At 53.3% G+C, this 17,948-nt stretch carries 18 protein-coding genes; 10 read left to right on the top strand and 8 right to left on the bottom strand.

Annotated elements, in window-relative coordinates; translation table 11 throughout:
* Positions 1-31: 31 nt before the first annotated feature.
* The 3 genes from AN477_RS08130 to AN477_RS08120 are packed head-to-tail and all read left to right on the top strand — an operon-like array spanning position 32 to position 3,510.
* Positions 32-1,501, top strand: a complete 1,470-nt coding sequence (locus AN477_RS08130; protein WP_054968671.1) for a class I SAM-dependent methyltransferase — start codon at positions 32-34, stop codon at positions 1,499-1,501.
* Between the two features lie 39 nt (positions 1,502-1,540).
* Positions 1,541-2,329, top strand: a complete 789-nt coding sequence (locus tag AN477_RS08125; protein WP_245631762.1) for an SDR family NAD(P)-dependent oxidoreductase — start codon at positions 1,541-1,543, stop codon at positions 2,327-2,329.
* Between the two features lie 20 nt (positions 2,330-2,349).
* Positions 2,350-3,510: an aminotransferase class V-fold PLP-dependent enzyme gene (locus tag AN477_RS08120; protein ID WP_054968669.1), complete on the top strand. Its 1,161-nt coding sequence runs from the start codon at positions 2,350-2,352 to the stop codon at positions 3,508-3,510.
* 91 nt (positions 3,511-3,601) lie between these two features.
* On the opposite strand, the gene AN477_RS08115 is transcribed toward AN477_RS08120, so the two are convergent.
* From AN477_RS08115 to AN477_RS08105, 3 genes are all read right to left on the bottom strand, one after another.
* A complete protein-coding gene (locus tag AN477_RS08115; RefSeq protein WP_054968668.1) occupies positions 3,602-3,799 on the bottom strand; it encodes a hypothetical protein in 198 nt (65 codons plus the stop codon).
* Positions 3,800-4,028: 229 nt separating this feature from the next.
* Entirely contained in the window at positions 4,029-5,030 is a 1,002-nt protein-coding gene (locus AN477_RS08110; protein ID WP_054968667.1) for an SHOCT-like domain-containing protein, read from the bottom strand.
* Positions 5,023-5,433 carry a DUF2089 domain-containing protein gene (locus AN477_RS08105; RefSeq protein WP_083486077.1) on the bottom strand — a complete coding sequence of 137 codons (411 nt, stop codon included), beginning with the start codon at positions 5,431-5,433 and terminating at the stop codon, positions 5,023-5,025. Before AN477_RS08105 ends, AN477_RS08110 begins: the two co-directional genes overlap by 8 nt.
* Positions 5,434-5,711: 278 nt before the next feature.
* Between AN477_RS08105 and AN477_RS08100 the strand changes: the two genes are divergently transcribed.
* A complete protein-coding gene (locus AN477_RS08100; RefSeq protein ID WP_054968666.1) occupies positions 5,712-6,896 on the top strand; it encodes an acetyl-CoA C-acetyltransferase in 1,185 nt (394 codons plus the stop codon).
* Positions 6,897-7,037: 141 nt separating this feature from the next.
* On the opposite strand, the gene AN477_RS08095 is transcribed toward AN477_RS08100, so the two are convergent.
* Positions 7,038-8,627 (bottom strand): methyltransferase RsmF C-terminal domain-like protein, encoded by a 1,590-nt coding sequence (locus AN477_RS08095; protein ID WP_054968665.1) that lies wholly within the window; start codon positions 8,625-8,627, stop codon positions 7,038-7,040.
* Between the two features lie 202 nt (positions 8,628-8,829).
* On the opposite strand from AN477_RS08095, the gene queF reads away from it, so the two are divergent.
* Positions 8,830-9,189, top strand: a complete 360-nt coding sequence (gene queF, locus AN477_RS08090; protein ID WP_157061873.1) for a preQ(1) synthase — start codon at positions 8,830-8,832, stop codon at positions 9,187-9,189.
* A gap of 142 nt (positions 9,190-9,331) precedes the next feature.
* Here queF and panD read toward each other — a convergent pair whose 3' ends face one another.
* The gene (panD, locus tag AN477_RS08085) at positions 9,332-9,736 is read right to left on the bottom strand and encodes an aspartate 1-decarboxylase (protein ID WP_054968663.1); all 405 of its coding nucleotides are present in this window, start codon (positions 9,734-9,736) and stop codon (positions 9,332-9,334) included.
* 124 nt (positions 9,737-9,860) lie between these two features.
* On the opposite strand from panD, the gene AN477_RS08080 reads away from it, so the two are divergent.
* Positions 9,861-11,027 (top strand): YheC/YheD family protein, encoded by a 1,167-nt coding sequence (locus AN477_RS08080; protein ID WP_054968662.1) that lies wholly within the window; start codon positions 9,861-9,863, stop codon positions 11,025-11,027.
* Between the two features lie 153 nt (positions 11,028-11,180).
* Positions 11,181-12,452, top strand: a complete 1,272-nt coding sequence (locus AN477_RS08075; RefSeq protein ID WP_054968661.1) for an MFS transporter — start codon at positions 11,181-11,183, stop codon at positions 12,450-12,452.
* A gap of 49 nt (positions 12,453-12,501) precedes the next feature.
* Here AN477_RS08075 and AN477_RS08070 read toward each other — a convergent pair whose 3' ends face one another.
* Together AN477_RS08070 and AN477_RS08065 are read right to left on the bottom strand one after the other, a co-directional pair.
* On the bottom strand, positions 12,502-13,188 hold the full coding sequence (locus AN477_RS08070) for an exonuclease domain-containing protein (RefSeq protein ID WP_083486076.1): 687 nt from the start codon (positions 13,186-13,188) through the stop codon (positions 12,502-12,504).
* Positions 13,189-13,193: 5 nt separating this feature from the next.
* On the bottom strand, positions 13,194-14,267 hold the full coding sequence (locus AN477_RS08065) for a DUF294 nucleotidyltransferase-like domain-containing protein (RefSeq protein ID WP_054968660.1): 1,074 nt from the start codon (positions 14,265-14,267) through the stop codon (positions 13,194-13,196).
* 85 nt (positions 14,268-14,352) lie between these two features.
* Here AN477_RS08065 and AN477_RS24980 point away from each other — a divergent pair, with 85 nt between their 5' ends.
* A complete protein-coding gene (locus tag AN477_RS24980; protein ID WP_054968659.1) occupies positions 14,353-14,568 on the top strand; it encodes a hypothetical protein in 216 nt (71 codons plus the stop codon).
* A gap of 1 nt (position 14,569) precedes the next feature.
* Here the strand turns inward: AN477_RS24980 and AN477_RS08055 are convergent, their stop codons facing one another.
* Entirely contained in the window at positions 14,570-15,850 is a 1,281-nt protein-coding gene (locus AN477_RS08055) for an ammonium transporter (protein ID WP_211265978.1), read from the bottom strand.
* A 299-nt stretch (positions 15,851-16,149) separates the two neighbouring features.
* Between AN477_RS08055 and AN477_RS24365 the strand changes: the two genes are divergently transcribed.
* Both AN477_RS24365 and AN477_RS08050 read left to right on the top strand, forming a co-directional pair.
* On the top strand, positions 16,150-16,362 hold the full coding sequence (locus AN477_RS24365) for a hypothetical protein (RefSeq protein ID WP_157061872.1): 213 nt from the start codon (positions 16,150-16,152) through the stop codon (positions 16,360-16,362).
* 108 nt (positions 16,363-16,470) lie between these two features.
* Positions 16,471-17,724, top strand: a complete 1,254-nt coding sequence (locus AN477_RS08050; protein WP_054968658.1) for an MFS transporter — start codon at positions 16,471-16,473, stop codon at positions 17,722-17,724.
* The last annotated feature ends 224 nt before the right edge of the window (positions 17,725-17,948 follow it).

Raw genomic sequence — 17,948 nt, 5'->3', positions numbered from 1 at the left:
TACAGGGGCACGTGAGTTCTGGAGGCAGAGTGTGGAGACAGAAAAGATTACTCAAGACCTCAAGGCAATGCTGAATGATGGCGTATTCATGGATCCTCTCTTGATGAACACGTACTACCAAGGGCGGATGCCAGCTTGTTGGGAACAGGCCAAGACCTGTGCCAACCGAATGTATCAAAGCTACACGCATGGGCAACATTTTGCTCCAGGTTTGGACGATGACATGCCTTTTTCCCCCCGCCTGCTGCATCGTTGTCTTGTGGAGACGGTCATGTCGACGGCGGTAGAAATTGCCAATGAGAGAACTGGGTCTGTCGCGCCAAATGAAGATGATCTTGAAACTGCCAAGCACAGGGTTGAGGACTGGATTGATAAGCGAGGGATGGAGCGCTTATACAAGGTGTATTTTGTGATTGCAGGCTACGACTTTCTACAGCCTATGTTCTTTCATAAACACGTATACGAGGCGGACTTCCTAAATGGAGCCCGCCATTATCCTTATACCACAGAAGCACTCGATTTATATCTGATGACTGCTCTTGCCCGGGGGTCTGTACGTCTGAAACAGCTTCGTGACGGACGGATTATTGTTCCGACGAAGCTCGGGCAAACAAGATTTCAATGGATGCGTCAATCGCTCGAGGAATCGGGCTATCTGGAAAGACGGATCGCCATGTCCTACGTCTATCAGTTCGACACTATCGAGGACTGGGACGCACTGTGCGACATCGTCTGGCCCGATGGGCGGGAGTTGCGCAAATCGTACTTGGAGTGGGTTGGCATTGAGCCGGGGCAGCAGGTTCTCGAGGTCGGATGCGGCACGGGTGTCCTAACCTTCGACGAGGGCTTGGCCGAACGAGTGCTGCCTGAAGGCCATCTGACAGCCATCGATGTTTCAAACGGCATGCTCGATCAAGCTCAATCGAAATACAAAGAGAGAGGTGCTCCGGCACATGTGACATTGACCTTGGCTTCCGTGGAACACTTGCCCTACCCGGAGGACAGGTTCAATGTCGCCTTGGGATCGGCGTTTTTGCACTTCACGAATGCGTCCATAGCTCTCAAGGAAATGGCCAGGGTTGTGGTGAAGGGCGGCATTGTGTCTATCCTGCAAGCCCTGTCGTTCGATCTCAATGTACCGTTTTTTAATGAGTGGTTTCAGCCTATCCTTGAATTGGCGAAGAAGAGCCGCCGAAATCAAAAAGGGACCTATTTGCCAACCATCGACCAACTTCAAGAGTGGTTTGCGGGTGCAGGCTTCTCTCAGATCGAGGTTAGGCAAACGACTGCATCGTGGGTGTTTGACAACCCCGAAGTGGTTGTTCAGCACATCGTACGGGGAGTGAGTTTCTTCCAAGCCGAGTTGGTGTACCTGCCTTGGGATGATCAGCGGACACTGATTATGGAATTGATTGATCGCGGCCGGGACGTGTGTCGAAAGTACTCACGGATAGAACGTCGACTTGAACTGCCGTCGGTTATGGTCCGAGCTCGTAAGTAGATGACATGTGGTATGATAAAACAGAAGGGAGCGAAGACCGTGACAAGGCGCGTTGCATTCGTGTCAGGTGGCGGTAGCGGACTTGGAAAAGCGACGGTGCGGACTTTGCTTGCGGATGGCTGGGCTGTGGCTTTTACATATCATCGCAGCGAACAAAGTGCACAAGCTATCGTAGATGAGAGTCAAGCTCTCGGTTTCGAAGTGTTTCCCATCAAAGTAGACCTGCTGTGCAAGGACAGTGCAGAATCGGCTGCAAAATCTGCGATAGCTCATTTCGGCCAGATTGACGCCTTTGTACATAATTTTGGTCCTTTTGTTTTTGAACGCAAGCGTTTGGCTGAATATTCAGAGGATGATTTCGAAAAGATGTTGACCGGGAACATCCGTGTTTTCTGGTGGCTATACAGACATTTCGTGCCTGGAATGAGGGCAGGGCAGTTTGGTCGTATTGTCACCTTCGGGAGTGACGGAGCTGGTCTGGCCATGGGGTGGAGTCACCGAGCAGCGTACGCCGCTGCGAAGGCAGGCCTCGCTTCCTTAACACGATCCGTGGCACGGGAAGAACGGCAGTTTGGCATCACAGCCAACATGGTATGCCCAGGAGACGTTCGAGGTCGCAACAAAGAGCTCACAGCAGATGAGAGGGCAGGGAACGAACCTGTTGGCGGTGACGTGAGTCGGATGGTGGCCTTCTACTGCCGGGAGTCGAGCCGCGAACTGAACGGGACTGTGACTGAAGTCAATGGCGGGGCGGACATTCGTCTGCGTGACGAAGAGAACTCAGTGCAGGCGGAAAATCAAAATGGAACCAAAGCGGTGGACGCCTAGGGAGAAGAGGGGGTGGAACGATGGCCCACGTAGACAACGTACGCCGTCATTTTGCGGCAGTTCGTACGAGTACATACCTAAATACAGGTACTTTCGGGGCGTTGCCAGACACAGCTGTGGAGAGAATGCAGCAGGTACTGGATTTGCAGTTTCGAGAGGGCCGTCTACAGGGATACTTTGGTCAACTGGCAACTGTCAGGGAGCAGGTACGGGAGCAGTTGGCGAATCTTTTTCGAGTGCCGGAATCTACCCTGGCACTGACAGACAGTACGACACATGGTATCAATGTCGTGTTAAACGGGTTACTGTGGCACGAAGGTGATGAAATTGTATTTACGAATACGGAACACCAGGGCGGAATGATGCCCTTATTCATTCAGAAACAGCGACAGGGCATTGTCCTCAAGCAGTTTGAAGTCGGCAGGACAGTTGAAGAGACGTTGCAAAGAATGAAAGCTGCTGTCTCGTCGCGGACGCGCTTGGTGGTTGTGTCCCATGTCTCTTATGAGACAGGGCAGCGCTTGCCCATTGAGCGGATCGCACGAACGGCACACGAATACAGCGCGCTCTGCCTCGTCGACGGCGCTCAGGGGGCAGGGGCTGAGTGGATCGATCTCGCCAGTACGGACATCGACTTTTATGCGTTGCCCGGACAAAAATGGTTGTGCGGTCCGGACGGCGTAGGGGCTCTATACGTTCGAGAGCGTGCGATGCCGAACTTAGAAATGACGTTCGGGGGGGCCGCTTCCTTGATGGAGAACCATCCCCGAACCATGAACGGGTATTTCCTGCCTGCGGACAGTGCTCGTCGATACGAGTACACCTTTGTTAACCTCACGAACTGGGTGGGCTGGTTGGAGAGCCTTCGCTTTATCCGTGTTCAGGTTGGGTGGGACTACGCATTCTCACGCATTCACGGTCTGTCGGGAACTTTACTCGATCAGCTTCTCGACGTTCCAGGAGTCGAAGTATTTACGCCGCGGGATAGTCGAGCTGGGATTGTTTCGTTTCGTATGAAGGATATCTCAGCGGCACGTGTTGTGGCAGCAGCGGCTGAGCGGGGAATTGCAGTCCGGTCTATCCCTCAGCACGATCTCGTTCGGGTATCTCCGGGTTTCTACAATGCTGAGGATGACATCGATCGTTTGCTCAGTCTCATCCGCCGCCCAGAGTCCCTGTAGATTCGGAAGAAAAGTGGTATTGGAATCGTTGCAGAGGGCTGAATCGAGGCAGACATCGGACATTGGTCTCGTCTAGACATCAGACATTGGTCTAGTTATCGGGTCTCTGCATGTCGCGACTGTTGTCCTCCGTTGCGCTCGTCGTGTGGTAATCGTTTGGTGGGTTCTGTATGGCTGACTGGGCCCGGTCTCCAGGCAGGGTTGCCCGCACTCTCCGGAGTAGAATGGTCAACAGTGCAAGAGCAAAGACAATGACGATGGCAACGTACCATGGGTCAGTTCGGTGCATGACAGATGCCTCCTGACGGATCGATGAGATGACGGATCGATAAAAGTTTGAAGAGGGGTAACTGGAAAGGGCCTTTGGGCATCCTTTCTCAGTCACCCCTCTTTTTGGACGTGACCTCTATGAACAGGTTTTACTTTCTGCCGCCGTTTCATGCAGAGACTTCATGGCGTCAACTGAATGGGCAGAGCTTGGATTTAGTGATCGTGTGCATTACCAAGCCTAGACGCATTCAAGGTTTGATTCGCACCGATCCGTTGCGAGTCTCCAACATCATTCGCACTTCTCCGACGGCAATCACGTCTTCGTCCTCGTTATCGAGCGAAATGCTGGTCTGGAAGCGTGCATGGCTTCTTTTCATCGCATCCTCAAACGTAACGAGAAAGCGTGGGTCGCTGACATCAACACGACCGAACATGGTTTGTGCACGGCCCGACGCTCGTAAATCTGCGGGCAGGGCTTCGATACTGATGCCCCCATTCTTGGTGGAAGCCTGTAACTGTTTGGTTGATGAATTCAAACACTGAACGAGCTCGATCCCGCCGTTTTCAGACGACAGAGACATCCTTTCAGCTGCCGTTCGGTAGAGCGAGAGCCCCCCATTTGTCGTTTCGAAGCGCAGGTCTTCCAGTACAACTCCATCGGCATAGATACGGCCGTTGTGTGACCGTAGATCGACTTCCCGGAAGCCTCTCGGTACAGAGATATCCAACTGAGCACCTACAATTTGGACGCCGGTATCACTGTGCCGGTCGCCATGCGCAATGGTCAGGTGATAGTGGTCATCATGCTCATCGGTTTGCAGTGCACTAACCAATGCCTTTTTGGCTTCTGACAGGTTGTTGGTCTTAGCCTTGGCTCGAACATGGATTTGTACGTACGGCTCATCCCAGCAGGTCACTTGAATGGAGCCATTGATTGTCTGAGCCGTTAGTCGTCCAATCTGCTCTGGTAAATGGATGTCATGGGTGACAGATACGGTCGGTGAAGTAAAGGAAAGGGAATCGAGTTGGCCCTCGAGTGCACGACGTGCTTCGGCCAGAGACTGCGTCACGGTGGCGGAGACCTGTGCGCCAAGGTTCTTTAGGTCTGTGAGTGTGCTTCGGTCGAGAGGTCGAAACCGCAGGCGTTCTCTGGCAGACCGACCTTCCAATGCGGTGAGCAGGGACTCAGCTTGTTCCGCAGTAATTTTACCCTCACTTAACATTTGCAGGATTTTCATGCGTTCATTCATTCGCGTTCCGCCCCTTCTTTGTGTTTGGCCCATTCTGTAAACGCTCTAATGCTTCTTCAAAGGTCAGCGATCCGGTGTCAAGGGCTTCCAACACATCTTCGGCTGGGTCAGTTTCGAGCTGTGACTCATCGTCTGACACAGAATAACCCAGAGATTGGATGACTTGATCCAAGCGGGATCGGACAGTTGGATAGGAAATTTTCAGGTCGCGTTCAACTTCCTTAATGTTGCCTCTGCAGCGAAGGAACGTCTCCACAAACTGCAGTTGGTCGCTGGTCAAACGTTGCAATGCGCTGCCTTCAAAGACACCTTGTACTTTGGTCTGGCACTCCGGACACGCAAGTTCCGTAATCACCATTTGACTCGCACAGGCAGGACATTTCGTCGGTACTGGATATGGCACTCCACATCATCCTCAGGCTAGAGACTTTCGGAACGATAAAATTCATATTCGGTATAGCTCATCTTATTTATATTATTAATATCGATATTCAAAATGTCAATGTCCAAATTCGAAATGTACAAGTAACATGGGGGCGTCCCTTGCAGCGAATGGGGACGTGGGGTTCCTCCGGGCGTCTCACACCAGGACGATTGTCCAGCCACAAGATTTTTCATATACGGCGCTTGGACTTCGTGGGATAATCGTAAGTATATGAGGTTTGAAAGGAGCTAACTGAGATGAAAGCGGTTTATGTATTAGACGGGGCTCGAACTCCGTTTGGAACCTACGGTGGATCACTCGCAGCAGAGACTGCAACCAGGCTTGGAGCGCTTGCCTCGTCAGAAGCCTTGAAGAGGGCAGGCGTCGATCCTCTGCAAGTCGACAATGTCGTATTCGGAAATGTGATTCAGTCCCATGACGGATCGGCATATCTTGCACGTCATGTGGAGTTGACCGCAGGGATTCCGCAGGAGGTGCCAGCACTTACGGTCAATCGACTCTGTGGTTCTGGACTACAGGCGGTTGTTACTGCAGCCAAAGATGTGATGCTCGGTGAAAGCCAGATTGCGCTTGCCGGCGGTGCTGAGTCGATGAGTCTGACTCCGTATCTTCTGCGCGGTGCCAGATTTGGGTACAGAATGGGTGACAACACCGCGGTTGACATGCTCAGTGAGGTCCTCACGGACTGCCACAGCGGTTATCCGATGGGTATCACGGCAGAGAACCTGGCCAAAAGGTACGAGATCTCCAGGGAAGCGCAAGATGAGTTTGCTTTGGTCAGCCAACAACGGGCAGCTGCGGCAAGGGAAGCCGGTCGACTGGCAGAGGAAATTGTTCCTGTTCCAGTGAAATCCCGTAAAGGCGAGGTTCTGGTGGAGCACGACGAGCACATTCGGCCTGAGGCGTCGCTCGAAGCGATGGCTAAACTGCGCCCGGCATTTCAAAAGAACGGTACGGTCACAGCGGCTAATTCGAGCGGGATCAACGACGGAGCCGGTGCAGTTGTCCTTGCTTCTGAAGACGCCGTCGCGCAAAACGGACTACAACCGCTTGCCCGGATCGTCAGTTATGGTGTTGTTGGCGTAGACCCGGCCTACATGGGCATCGGTCCAGTTCCCGCGATTCAACTTGCGCTCAAAAATGCCGGACTTGAAAAGGACAACATTGCCCTCTGGGAAGTGAATGAAGCGTTTGCTTCACAATATCTCAGCGTGGAAAAGGAACTCGGACTGCCGCGGGAACGCACAAATGTAAACGGCGGAGCCATCGCGCTCGGGCATCCTGTCGGTGCCAGCGGTGCAAGGTTGTTGCTGACGTTGATGTACGAACTTCGTCACAGGAAAGAACAGTACGGTGTGGCTTCGCTGTGTATCGGGGGTGGCCAGGGGATTGCAATGGTGGTGGAGAATCTCGCTCGCTAATTGAGCTTAGCGTGCGTCTGGCGTCGGCTCGGGAATACGACATGCGGCAAAAAGTGTTCGAAAGGGGAACGATAGGAACCAGGGCTGTCCAATAGCGGAGACGACCGCCAAGGGACAGCCCTGGTTTTTTGCGCGTGGTGTTTACGTCAGTAACCCTGACCTGCGCAACCCGCGTGGGTAAGCGTTGTTGACTCGACCGGGCACTCCTTTACCCCAACCAACGGGGATTGACCCAGCCGTGGATAACCAGTTCCAGCCGGACTCTGTTGGCCTGTCAAGCGTATTTCCTGCCATGTAGGCTGTCGCCTCATCAGCTGACAGTTCCACCCGCTTTCGGAGGATACCTGGATTGACGGCCATCGCGAGACTATGGTGGGGCCCGAGGCGCTGACCAATCAGCTCGGCCAGACACACGCCTGTGCGCAGGACCTTCAGGCCGGTTGTATCGAGGTCGGGCGGGGCCGGTTCGAACAGTAAGCCTTTTCTGATGACAGGTGTGTTCCAAGCAGCAGGGTGGTCTGTAAACAAATCGTCCATCAGCCCGTACCACATGGTTACAGCTTGATCATTTCCCGCTGACCTGCCCTTTTTGCTCGGTCCGTTTTCACGATTCCCTCGCGCGCGACGATCCATCACCAAAGCTCTCCGTCCTCCGTCAAAGTTCGAAGGTTTGACATCCTGAACTGCTCCAAGACCCGTCGAAGGGTTCAACTCTATTTGATTAGGTACCCGAAAAGCAGCAACGAAGTGTCCCTCGCCTTCGCCGAGATGCGGCCAGAGCCGCCGTGTCAGCGCCACGTCAGGGTTGTCATCCGCCCACTCAGGCCGACCTGATGACCATCCGGGCCAATCAGGCAGCGGTTGTAAGATGAGCCCGAACTCCTGCACAGCCCACGCGGCTACCTGTTCGTTTTCAATGGGATTGAGAGTACAGGTGGAGTAGACCAATCGACCACCGGGACGGACCAATTGAACTGCGTTTCGCAGGATGTCGCGCTGGCGCAGTGCACACACCTTCGGGGCATCGGGGGTCCATTCTGCGCGGGCCGTGTCGTCTTTGCGGAACATGCCTTCGCCAGAACAGGGGGCATCCACCAACACAACGTCAAAGTACTCTGGCCATGCGTGTGCAAGCCGCTCGGGTGACTCGTTGACGACGACAGCAGGCACTCCAAGCCGCTCCAGGTTTTGCGCGAGAATGGTCACGCGCACTGGATGGATCTCGTTTGCCACGAGCACACCTTGTCCGCGCAGGGAACGTGCGAGGGCTGTTGTCTTTCCGCCTGGTGCAGCACATAAATCAAGCACGCGCTCTCCCGGCCTGGCCTGTACGGCAGATGCTACGGCCATTGCAGACGGCTCCTGGATGTAGAACGCACCCGCATCGTGGTAGATTGTCTTTCCAAGGTTGCTGTCCACGTCAATATAGAAACCGTCATCCATCCATGGAACCGGCTTACCAAGCTGCTCCTTGATGAAGTGAGGGAGCAAAGCAGGGTGTGCGATGGCGTAAAGGTCATCGGATCGCAGATGATTGACAACTGCAGGTACATCAGGGAGATTTGCTGCCGGATTTGCAAATTGGCTGTCGTCCTCGATTGTCCAACGATGCAATCGAAGTCCTCGAAGGGCAGGCTTCGTTTCCATCGCTGTACGTAAAGATCGCCACTCATCACCGAGCAGGTACTCCATTTGTCGAGTAAATTCAGTAGGTAAACCGACTTCTGCCACGCTGTGTAGACTCCCTTCTGGACCCAACCATGGATATCTCCGTCCTAGTGTAGCGAAGCCTTGTCAGAATGGAAAGTTTGGGTGGAAGGCTGAGTTCGAGGCGACGGTCTCTGCAAAGACATTTTCGCTTGTCCCGTTGCGCGAATGGAGCATGTTCAGTATAGTGTTGACGGAATGACGAATACCCATGGAGGGATTGCTGGTGTCTACTCAACCAACCAAAGAACTGGTCGTGGTTCCAAACCCGCACCCAGATAAAGTTTACGACGTTGAAATGTCCACGAACGAATTTACGACGCTTTGCCCCATGACAGGGCAGCCCGACTTTGCAACGGTCACTGTGGTGTATCAGCCGGCCGATCACCTGGTGGAACTCAAGTCGCTGAAGCTGTATCTCTGGAGTTTTCGCAACGAGGGTCATTTCCACGAAGATGTGACCAACATCATCCTCAATGACTTTGTTGCTGCAGCTCAGCCGAGAATGGCTCGAGTGACCACAGACTTCACTGTCCGCGGCGGCATTCATACCAAGGTGACAACGGAGTACCGTCGTCCGGAGTAACTTGGGAGGTACATTGGACGCGCAAGTTGGTGGATGTTCGTTACCGAAGCGTTGCAAAGCAATCGGAAGCGGGAAAGCAGTCGGGTAGCCCCGACTGCTTTTTTAGCGAGACCACCGCTCGACAAATCATACATCGCTGCTCTCAATTCAGTACGTCTGGTTTCCAACCCGGTTCGTTTTTCATAGGATGCGACACAACCGATGCAATCTGGTTCTTGTCATCAACAAACACGACGTTTGAAGTCATTTCGGACCATTCCTCATCAGACATCAAGGCAAGTGACAGAATGATGGCTTTATCGCCAGGCTGGAATAATCGCGCGGGTGGGCCGTTCAAGCACAATTTTCCTGAACCTTCCTCTGCTGCCAGGGCGTAGGTCTGCCAGATGACGCCGTTGGACAGATTTGTGATTTGCACCATTTCATACGGCAAAATATTGGCTGCTTTTAGAAGTTGCGCGTCCACGGTTACGCTGCCCATATAATTGAGGTCCGCCTGGGTAACCGTGGCGCGGTGAATCTTGCCTTTGCACACTGTTCGCAGCAATGTAATCACTCCCTTATTTGATCCGGTTATCCACTTCAAAACGTATGCCTATAGACGTTTGCACAGTCGAACAAATTTAGGCTTCATATAATGTGCAAGGTCGAAGGATGAGGTGACATAGGGGATGGCACCAAGACAATTTCTTGTTGGCGTAGCAACAACTGTGCAAGCGAAGGAGAAGACCCTGAAGGGTCGAAAAGCAAAACGCCCCGCGCTACACTATTGTCGCATGGCAGAATCCACTGCCGGACTTGGCGCGAGGATGATTATATTTAATCCTGACGACGTGAACTGGGCGACAGGCTCCGTCTCTGGGTGGAAGCCGGTCAGCGCAGCGCGTCCGTATGGGGACTGGGAGCGCACCACGGAACGGCTGCCAGATGTGATTTACGAGAACGTATTTGTACACTTGGCGGTACAGGGAAAATGTCGAAAAATGAGGGCCGAGGCCAAGGAACGGGGAATCCCGCTTTTCAATCCGCCTTTGCCGAGTAAGTGGCAATCCGTCAGCTTTATGAAGTCTGCAGGGCTTGGCCGATACGTGCCGGATACGTTGCTGCTCAAAGATGTCGATCGAGCCGTTCGCGCGATTGATGAGTGGAAGGTCACGTATGTAAAACCGGTTGGAGGCTATGGTGGATCCGGTGTGATGCGTGTCGAGGCTCTTGGGGGCCAAAAGTACCGGATCAGTGTCGATCGTTCTAATCAGGGTGTGCAAAAACTCCGGCGGGTGGTTGGACGCAGTGACTTGCAGCGTATTCTGCGAAGCCGAACCCGGGTTAACCATCTTGTTCAAAAGGGTATCCCGCTCCTCAACATTGATGGAAGAAGCGTTGATTTCCGCGTGGTGACAGAGCGCGGTGTGGACGGTGAGTGGCATGTGGTTGGCGTTGTTCCCAAGTTGGCAGCCGCTGACGGCGTAGTGACCAACATTGTTGCTGGCGGAGAGCGACTGAGCATGGAACAACTCCAAACACTTGCTTCACGACATGGCGTGACGATTCCAACCAAGGAACTTACGGCCTGTGCACTAGCTTGTTCGAAGAAATTGAGTGACAGAGTTCCACGGGCTGGGTTGGTTGGCTTCGATCTCGGTGCAGATCGCAACGGCCGGGTGTGGGTGATTGAAATTAACCCGAAACCGGCGCGATCACTCCTTGACGACAGCCAGAAGCAGCAGATGGCCAAACACGCAGCAGGCTTTGCAGTCTATCTGGCACGCGTGCGGTTTGGACGAATCGCAAACACCAACGTAAGAGTAACCGCAGCATCGACGCACTCAGAGATGTAACTGGCAGAACATTGTTAAGCTGTATATGACTGTTACGGCACAATTACCACCACGTTGCGAACGGATAAGATGATCACCTTGACTCCCCTATTGTCAATCTTGCGGCATCTGTGTATGCTCAGTGAGGTTGCGCAATAGGGGAGTTGACATCGTATGATAGCCATCCTGCGTGAGTATCGCGATATCCTGACGGGAGCGCACCGAAATGTGCGGCTCTTCTTTTTGGGTTCTTTTCTGGCCCAGTTCGGCACGGGATTTGCCGCCATCCTTTATAACTTGTATATCAAAAGTTTAGGTTTTCCAGATACAGTTGCGGGTTCGTATGTCGCCGCAAGTTCGTTGGCGAGTACGCTGTCACTGGTTCCCGCCGGCATCATCAGCGACAAGCTGGGTCGCAAAAAAGCTGTCCTGTGGGCTGGGTCATTGACCAGTGTTGTGATGATGGCCCAGGCCTTGGTACATACGCCTTGGACGATTGTCATGGGTGCATTCGTTGCAGGGATGGTTGCTTCAGTGATTTGGGTTTCTGCACTGCCCCTGCTCGCAGAGAACACGGCGAAGGAAGAACGATTCCACTTGTTTAGTGTAAACTTTGGCATCACGCTGGTCGCACAGGTACTCGGGAGTGTGGTCTCGGGCGGCATGGCGCAGGGCTTACTCGGACTGCTTGGCCCCATCTGGTCGCTGCGCGCAACACTGTTGTTCGGCGCAGCAGTTGCATTGTTCGGGTTACTGCCGTACTCAAGGATTCATGAGCGCAGCGGGGGCCGTGTGGACCAAAACACCCGTACACAAGGGAGAAAATGGACCCTCTCAGGGCGATTTCATGGTCAGCGCGATCAACTCATGTTGGTCCTGAAGTTCGCTGTTGCATCAACGATTGTCGGATTCGGTGCAGGACTCGTGATTCCTTACTTGAACCTGTATTTTGCCGAGCGGTTTCACATGACGAAAGTGGCAATTGGGATTGTCATCGGCCTTGCCCAGGCCGTAACGGCACTCGCGATGTTTATCGGTCCGCCGCTTGCGCGGAAGATTGGAGCGGTCAAAGCTGCCGTTACCTTCCAATTATCGTCGATCCCGTTTTTGCTCACGACGGCTTACGCGACACACGCTTGGCTTGCTTCGGGAGCCGTGGTCATCAGAAATGCGCTCATGAACGCCGCCAACCCAATTCAGGACTCTGTCATGATGGCGCTGGTCCACGAAGACATGCGTGGATTCGCAGTGAGTGTGGGGCAGACATTATGGAGTCTGGGCTGGGCTGTGATGGGGCCGGTCAGTACCCGGATTGTTCACCACTATGGCTCATACACGGGGTATGCAATTGTGTTTTCGGTCACAGCCGGTTTTTATCTCGTGGGATCGACATACTATTTGCTGACGTTCCTTCGTCACGAGTCTGAGGTCTACGACAATACGTAATCTATTTGTTCAACCCTACGCGAGGCGGACTGGGACCCTAGTGCGCCTTTTAATGTTGGCCAGCAAGGGTCCATTCAACTACCTGTCCAACCGTGGTTAATCCAAGGGCTTTGCACAACTGCGCTTCTTTCATCCATACCATGGCGGTCATCTTGACGTCCTCGTCTGCGCGATGTCGCGCTCCAAGCGGTACATCGAACCAGGAACAGACTTCCTCGAGCACAGGCACAGTGGAACTTCCGGTGAGGGCTTGGGCCACCAGTGCAGTGTCGACGACGATGGGTCGAAGCTGGAGCCGCCAGAAATCTCGTGTTGACTTTTGCAGAAAGGCCAGTTCATGGCGGGCGTGGTGTGCAACCCACACCCTGCTTTGAGCCCTCTTTAGCGTGTTTAGGAGAATATCGCGCCATGCCGCTTGGCCACGCAGAATTTCAGGTGTGAGCCCGGTAAGTGTCCAGATGTGTTGTGGAACGCGTGACAGGTCGGCGTGGCCGACCAAGTCATGGCAGATCTCAAGTGCTGGTTTATTGCTGTGCCAGGACGTTTGGAGTGAAGCAACCGAGAGGACGAGGTCAGTCTGCGGTGAATAGCCGCTGGTCTCAATATCAATGACGAAATAGTCCGCCTCTGTGAGAGGCAGGTCCCACGCGGCAGATCCATAGTGCGCGTCTGAAAAGGCTTGACACTCTAACTTGTCACTATTTTGGCCGTTTGGAGCGGCCCGAAACCACGGCATACGGCTCACCTCAGCTTGCGAAAACGTCTCTCAACCATGCGCTCGAGCTTCTTTGCTGTTTCAGCGTGCTCCATCAGTTCGGCCAACTCTTGCTCTGTTATGCGTATTTGTGAAACCTCGTTAGGGAGAGAGTCTTTGTAAGGGTGCACCACATGCTCTCGAATCCGTATGCGCCAGCAAAACGAGATACACGCCTCAAGCTTTTTTGTCATGTCTCTATCCAGTGCTTGCTGTTCGGTCAGTGCTGCCAAGCGGCGCTCCGTCGCTATCTCTGCCACGCCGTGTGCGACGGAAAGCAGGCGAATGGAGTGTATCACTGGACTCAAGAGTCCGCTCTTTACATTGACCCTGTTCGTCTGCACTGCACCCGTCTTAGGCTTAAACAAACTATTCGTGCGCTTCGGTTGACTGACCGTGTTGTGAATACCAAGATGGGCCATTTCCCAACACAGATAGGGAGACGATTGGATCCGCTGGAGAACGGATCGGCGCAGCGTTTCCCACCGTTGCACCGCGGTCGATTCAAACTGCGGTGTCGGCGAGGGCGACAACGCAAAAAGCGGCTTGCTGTCAAGCAGCATGAACAGGTACCGTACGTTCTCCCAATCGGGAAATTGAAAATAACTGTCGATACGGTCCTGCCAGGTCGGCAGTTCTCCTGCCCAACGCTCGTTTGTTCCCATCACAAACCCCTGGCACGGTGGGAAACCCAGAAGAGCCATGGTTTGAATGAACTCGTACAGATAAGGACGGATTTCCTCCATGGCGACGGCACCGTGGAACAGAAGCGCGTGATCGAGATCGCTGTCAAAAACGTCCTCTCCTCTGGCGCTTGAACCGAGGACAATGTATTCCAACTGACCGAGGTGGTCTCGCGGGATGGTATGGGTCCAGACGTCTGCCAGGAGGCTCATACGCAGTTGGTGATAGGCTGTGAGCCATTCGGTTGTCGAAGCTCCGGCTCTGAACCAGTGGCGGGTAATTTGTCTCAGGTCCTCTTGCCATTTGAGCACAGTAGACAGGGGGGGTTGACCTGCTGCCCAGTCCCAACTCAGATCCGGGAAAACGATCGACGTCACAGTAGCCCTCCTTGATATACTCGTGTTGATGAAATATTCATGGTCGCCTGGCAATTCAACTATAGCGCGCGACGGGGGATTCCATATGAAATACGACAGGGACGCCGTTTTAATGATGGCGCAGTCCGAGAACGTCAGGTACATTCGGCTTCAGTTCACCGATCTCCTGGGAAACCTCAAAAACGTCGAAGTACTGGAGGGACCTGGAGAGCGCAATTTACGCGTGGAACCAGAGCACGGGTCCCGCTCACTTGCAGCCGGACCCGTTTTGGTTGGTGCATACCTTGCCAGTGGGCCTTAAATCACTCGCCGGCCGCTTGACTGGATTTTTGAGCCTTAAAGATTTTTGCCAGTTCGTCTGTCGACAGGGTTTCCGGATATGCGGATTCGCGGTGCAAGGTGTAGTCGAGTCCCATCAGTTCTTCTTCGCGGGTGACGCGAAGCCCCATGACAAGGTCGACGACTTTGAGCAGGATCCACGATCCGATTCCGGAGAACACAACCGTTGCAAGAATACCGATGATTTGGTGCCACAGCTGCACAGCATTCCCTGCGAACAAACCGTTTGCACCGGCAGAGTTGACCACGGTGGTGGCGAAGAGTCCTGTTGCAAACGCACCCCAGATACCTCCGATACCATGTCCACCGAACGCGTCAAGTGCATCGTCATAACCGAGTTTGTTCTTCATTAAATTGGATGCGAAGTAACAGACACCGCCGCCGATGAAGCCGAGTATAATACTCGCTCCAGGAGTGACAAAGCCGGCAGCCGGGGTAATCGCCACGAGACCGGCAACCGCGCCTGCACAAGCGCCGACCAGCGTGACATGGCCGGTTCGGAGTTTTTCGACCAGCATCCAACCGAGGGCGGCTGCAGCGGTTGCAGTATTGGTGGTCAAGAATGCATTTGCCGAGACACCGTTTGCCGCAAGTGCGCTCCCTGCATTGAAGCCAAACCAGCCAAACCAAAGCAGTGCTGTACCGAGGACGACGAAGGGCACGTTGTGTGCTTTGATTTCCGTTCCATGTTCGGCGCGTTTGCCGAGGTACAGGGCTGCGACGAGTCCGGCGATGCCTGAACTGATATGAACAACAGTGCCGCCGGCGAAGTCAAGCACGCCAATCTTTTCAAGCCAGCCGCCGCCCCAGACCCAGTGCGCGAGCGGATCGTAAATCAAAGTTGCCCATAACACAATGAACACCAGAAAGGCAGAAAATTTGACCCGCTCCGCCAGACCGCCGACAATCAGTGCCGGAGTGATAATGGCGAACATCATCTGAAAGATGGCAAAGACTGTGGCTGGCAACGTGGGAGCATAGGAATTTGGAGCTGCACCCACACCGCTGAACAAGGCCCATTGAACTCCGCCAACAATACCGTGGAAGTCCGGGCCGAAAGCCAGGCTGTAGCCGATGAACACCCACTGAATGGATACGACTAAAATGACCGCAAAGACCTGAAACATCGTTGTGATGACGTTCTTTGTTCGCACCAATCCTCCGTAAAAGAAGGCCACACCCGGTGTCATAATCAGTACTAGCGCAGAGGATGCCAGGATCCAGGCGGTGTCACCAGCATTAATGTTTGGAGTGGCTGTGTTAGCAAAGCTGACAACAGGAACACCCAACATAGCCACTAAACTCGACAAGAACAAAGTTAACTGCATTTTTCGTCGTGGTTTCAATGGTTTTCCTCCCTTTTTTGCCTTCGTTTCTTCGTGTTATTTGTAAATTAATCGCTCTCTGGCAATGTCTCAAGGGAGTATGTTAAAAATTCTGACATGAGATGCTTGTGTAAACGAATTCATCTCAAAGTTCTCTCTTCTCGGCTGGAGAGTGTTCGGATCTATTCGTGGGGCGTGTGCAGATGGGGTGCATATGTGTGCAGACGGGGTACGGATATGGGTACGGATATGGGTACGGATATGGGTACGGATATGGAAGCTTCTTCGGTATAACAGCTTTCGAATGCAGTTCTTCATACGGTGCTGAGGGAAGAGCTGTGACTTGGGTCACACCAGAGATATCAAAAAACGAAAATGGGTGGAATGGACTATATACGCTGGTTGCGATGGACCTTTCAAATAGTCTTTGAACTACAAGAAATTAGTAACCTTTAGTCTTAAGCGGATCCGTGTCACCTCTTACCATAAGAAGTAAGCAAAGGGTCGACAGAACGACCCCATTCCAGAGGTGATATACAGTGGCAAACAAGTTTGCAAGTAAAGGGTCAACCGTAATGTATGTGTCCATGGTGACCATGATAGTCGCTTTCGTTGTATGGTCCATGATTTCTCCGATTGCTCCGCAATTACAAAAACAGTTTGGACTCACTGAATTCCAAAAGAGCCTTCTTGTTGCAACACCTGTCTTGCTTGGTTCGTTGTTCCGAATCCCGATTGGTATGTTCACGGACCGCTTCGGTGGACGGCGCGTCTATACACTTTTGATGCTCTTCCTGCTGGTCCCCTTGTTCGGTATCACGACAGCTCACACGTTCCCGCTGTTTGTATTCTGGGAAGTTCTGCTTGGTATTGCAGGTACGTCGTTTGCAGTCGGCATTGGACACGTGTCAGCGTGGTTCCCGCCAAAGAAACAAGGCTTGGTGCTTGGGATTACGGCACTGGGGAACGTTGGTACAGCAGTTGCAGGTTTCACCATCCCTAGTTTGTTTCTTCATCTAGGATTTTCGGGGATGGCTTACGCGTTGATGGTTCCGGTTGTCTTGTCGGCGCTGGTGCTCTGGTTCATGACACGTGACGCAAGACATTACAGTGCTGTATCTGGTGCAGAGGCACGAGACAACGTAACACCGATTTCTTCTTTGGCTGGCAAAGGTGACCAATCAAGTCAGCCTTTCTGGTCTGTGGGGCAATTGTGGCTGCTGTCTTTCTACTACTTCATTACCTTCGGTGGATTTGTAGCATTTGGCAACTACCTGCCGACCTTGTTGCAAGGACAACTGCACCTGGCTCCCGTGGACGCCGGACTGCGTGCAGCAGGATTCGTGTTACTAGCAACAGCGATGCGCCCCATCGGCGGATACCTGGCTGACCGTGTGTCTCCGGCATCATTGCTTTTGATTGCGTTCGCCGTGATTGGAGTTGGCAGTGTCATTTGGGCGTATGGAATCAAGAGTCTCTTCGTGACCACGGCTTGTGCACTGTTGATTGCGGTTGTGCTCGGTATCGGGAACGGCTCTGTATTTAAGATGGTCCCGCAGTACTTCCCGACAGCAACCGGCAAGGCAACTGGTATCGTCGGCGCGCTCGGTGGTATCGGGGGATTTTTCCCGCCGCTCATCATGGGTGCATTCCGGCAGAATACCGGCAGCTTCACAGGCGGCTTCTTACTTCTCACCATCGTAGCAGCTATTGCGTTTGTACTGATTCTCTTCACGGGTGTTCGTCGCAACTCGAACCCAAGCGTGAGAAAGGGACGCGTGGCAGCGTTGTGAACCCATTCGGCGAGACCAGTAATGCGGGTCTTCCGGAACGACTTTACATTCGAAAGTTCATCGGCATACGAAAATGCGTTTTGAAGGCAAGTACAGAGCGATGGCCGCCAACTCCGATTCGTGGTTAGCGGCCATCGTTTTTTGGCACATGTGACTTAGAAACAAGATATCGTACCTGTCATCGTCCAGATAGATTCCGTGAACAAATTCCTCGTGGTATGCCT

It is taken from the genome of Paenalicyclobacillus ferrooxydans, assembly GCF_001399675.1.
GTDB lineage: Bacteria > Bacillota > Bacilli > Alicyclobacillales > Alicyclobacillaceae > Alicyclobacillus_B > Alicyclobacillus_B ferrooxydans.
Note: the sequence above shows the minus strand (reverse complement) of the source record. Positions and strands in the feature narration are given on the sequence as shown.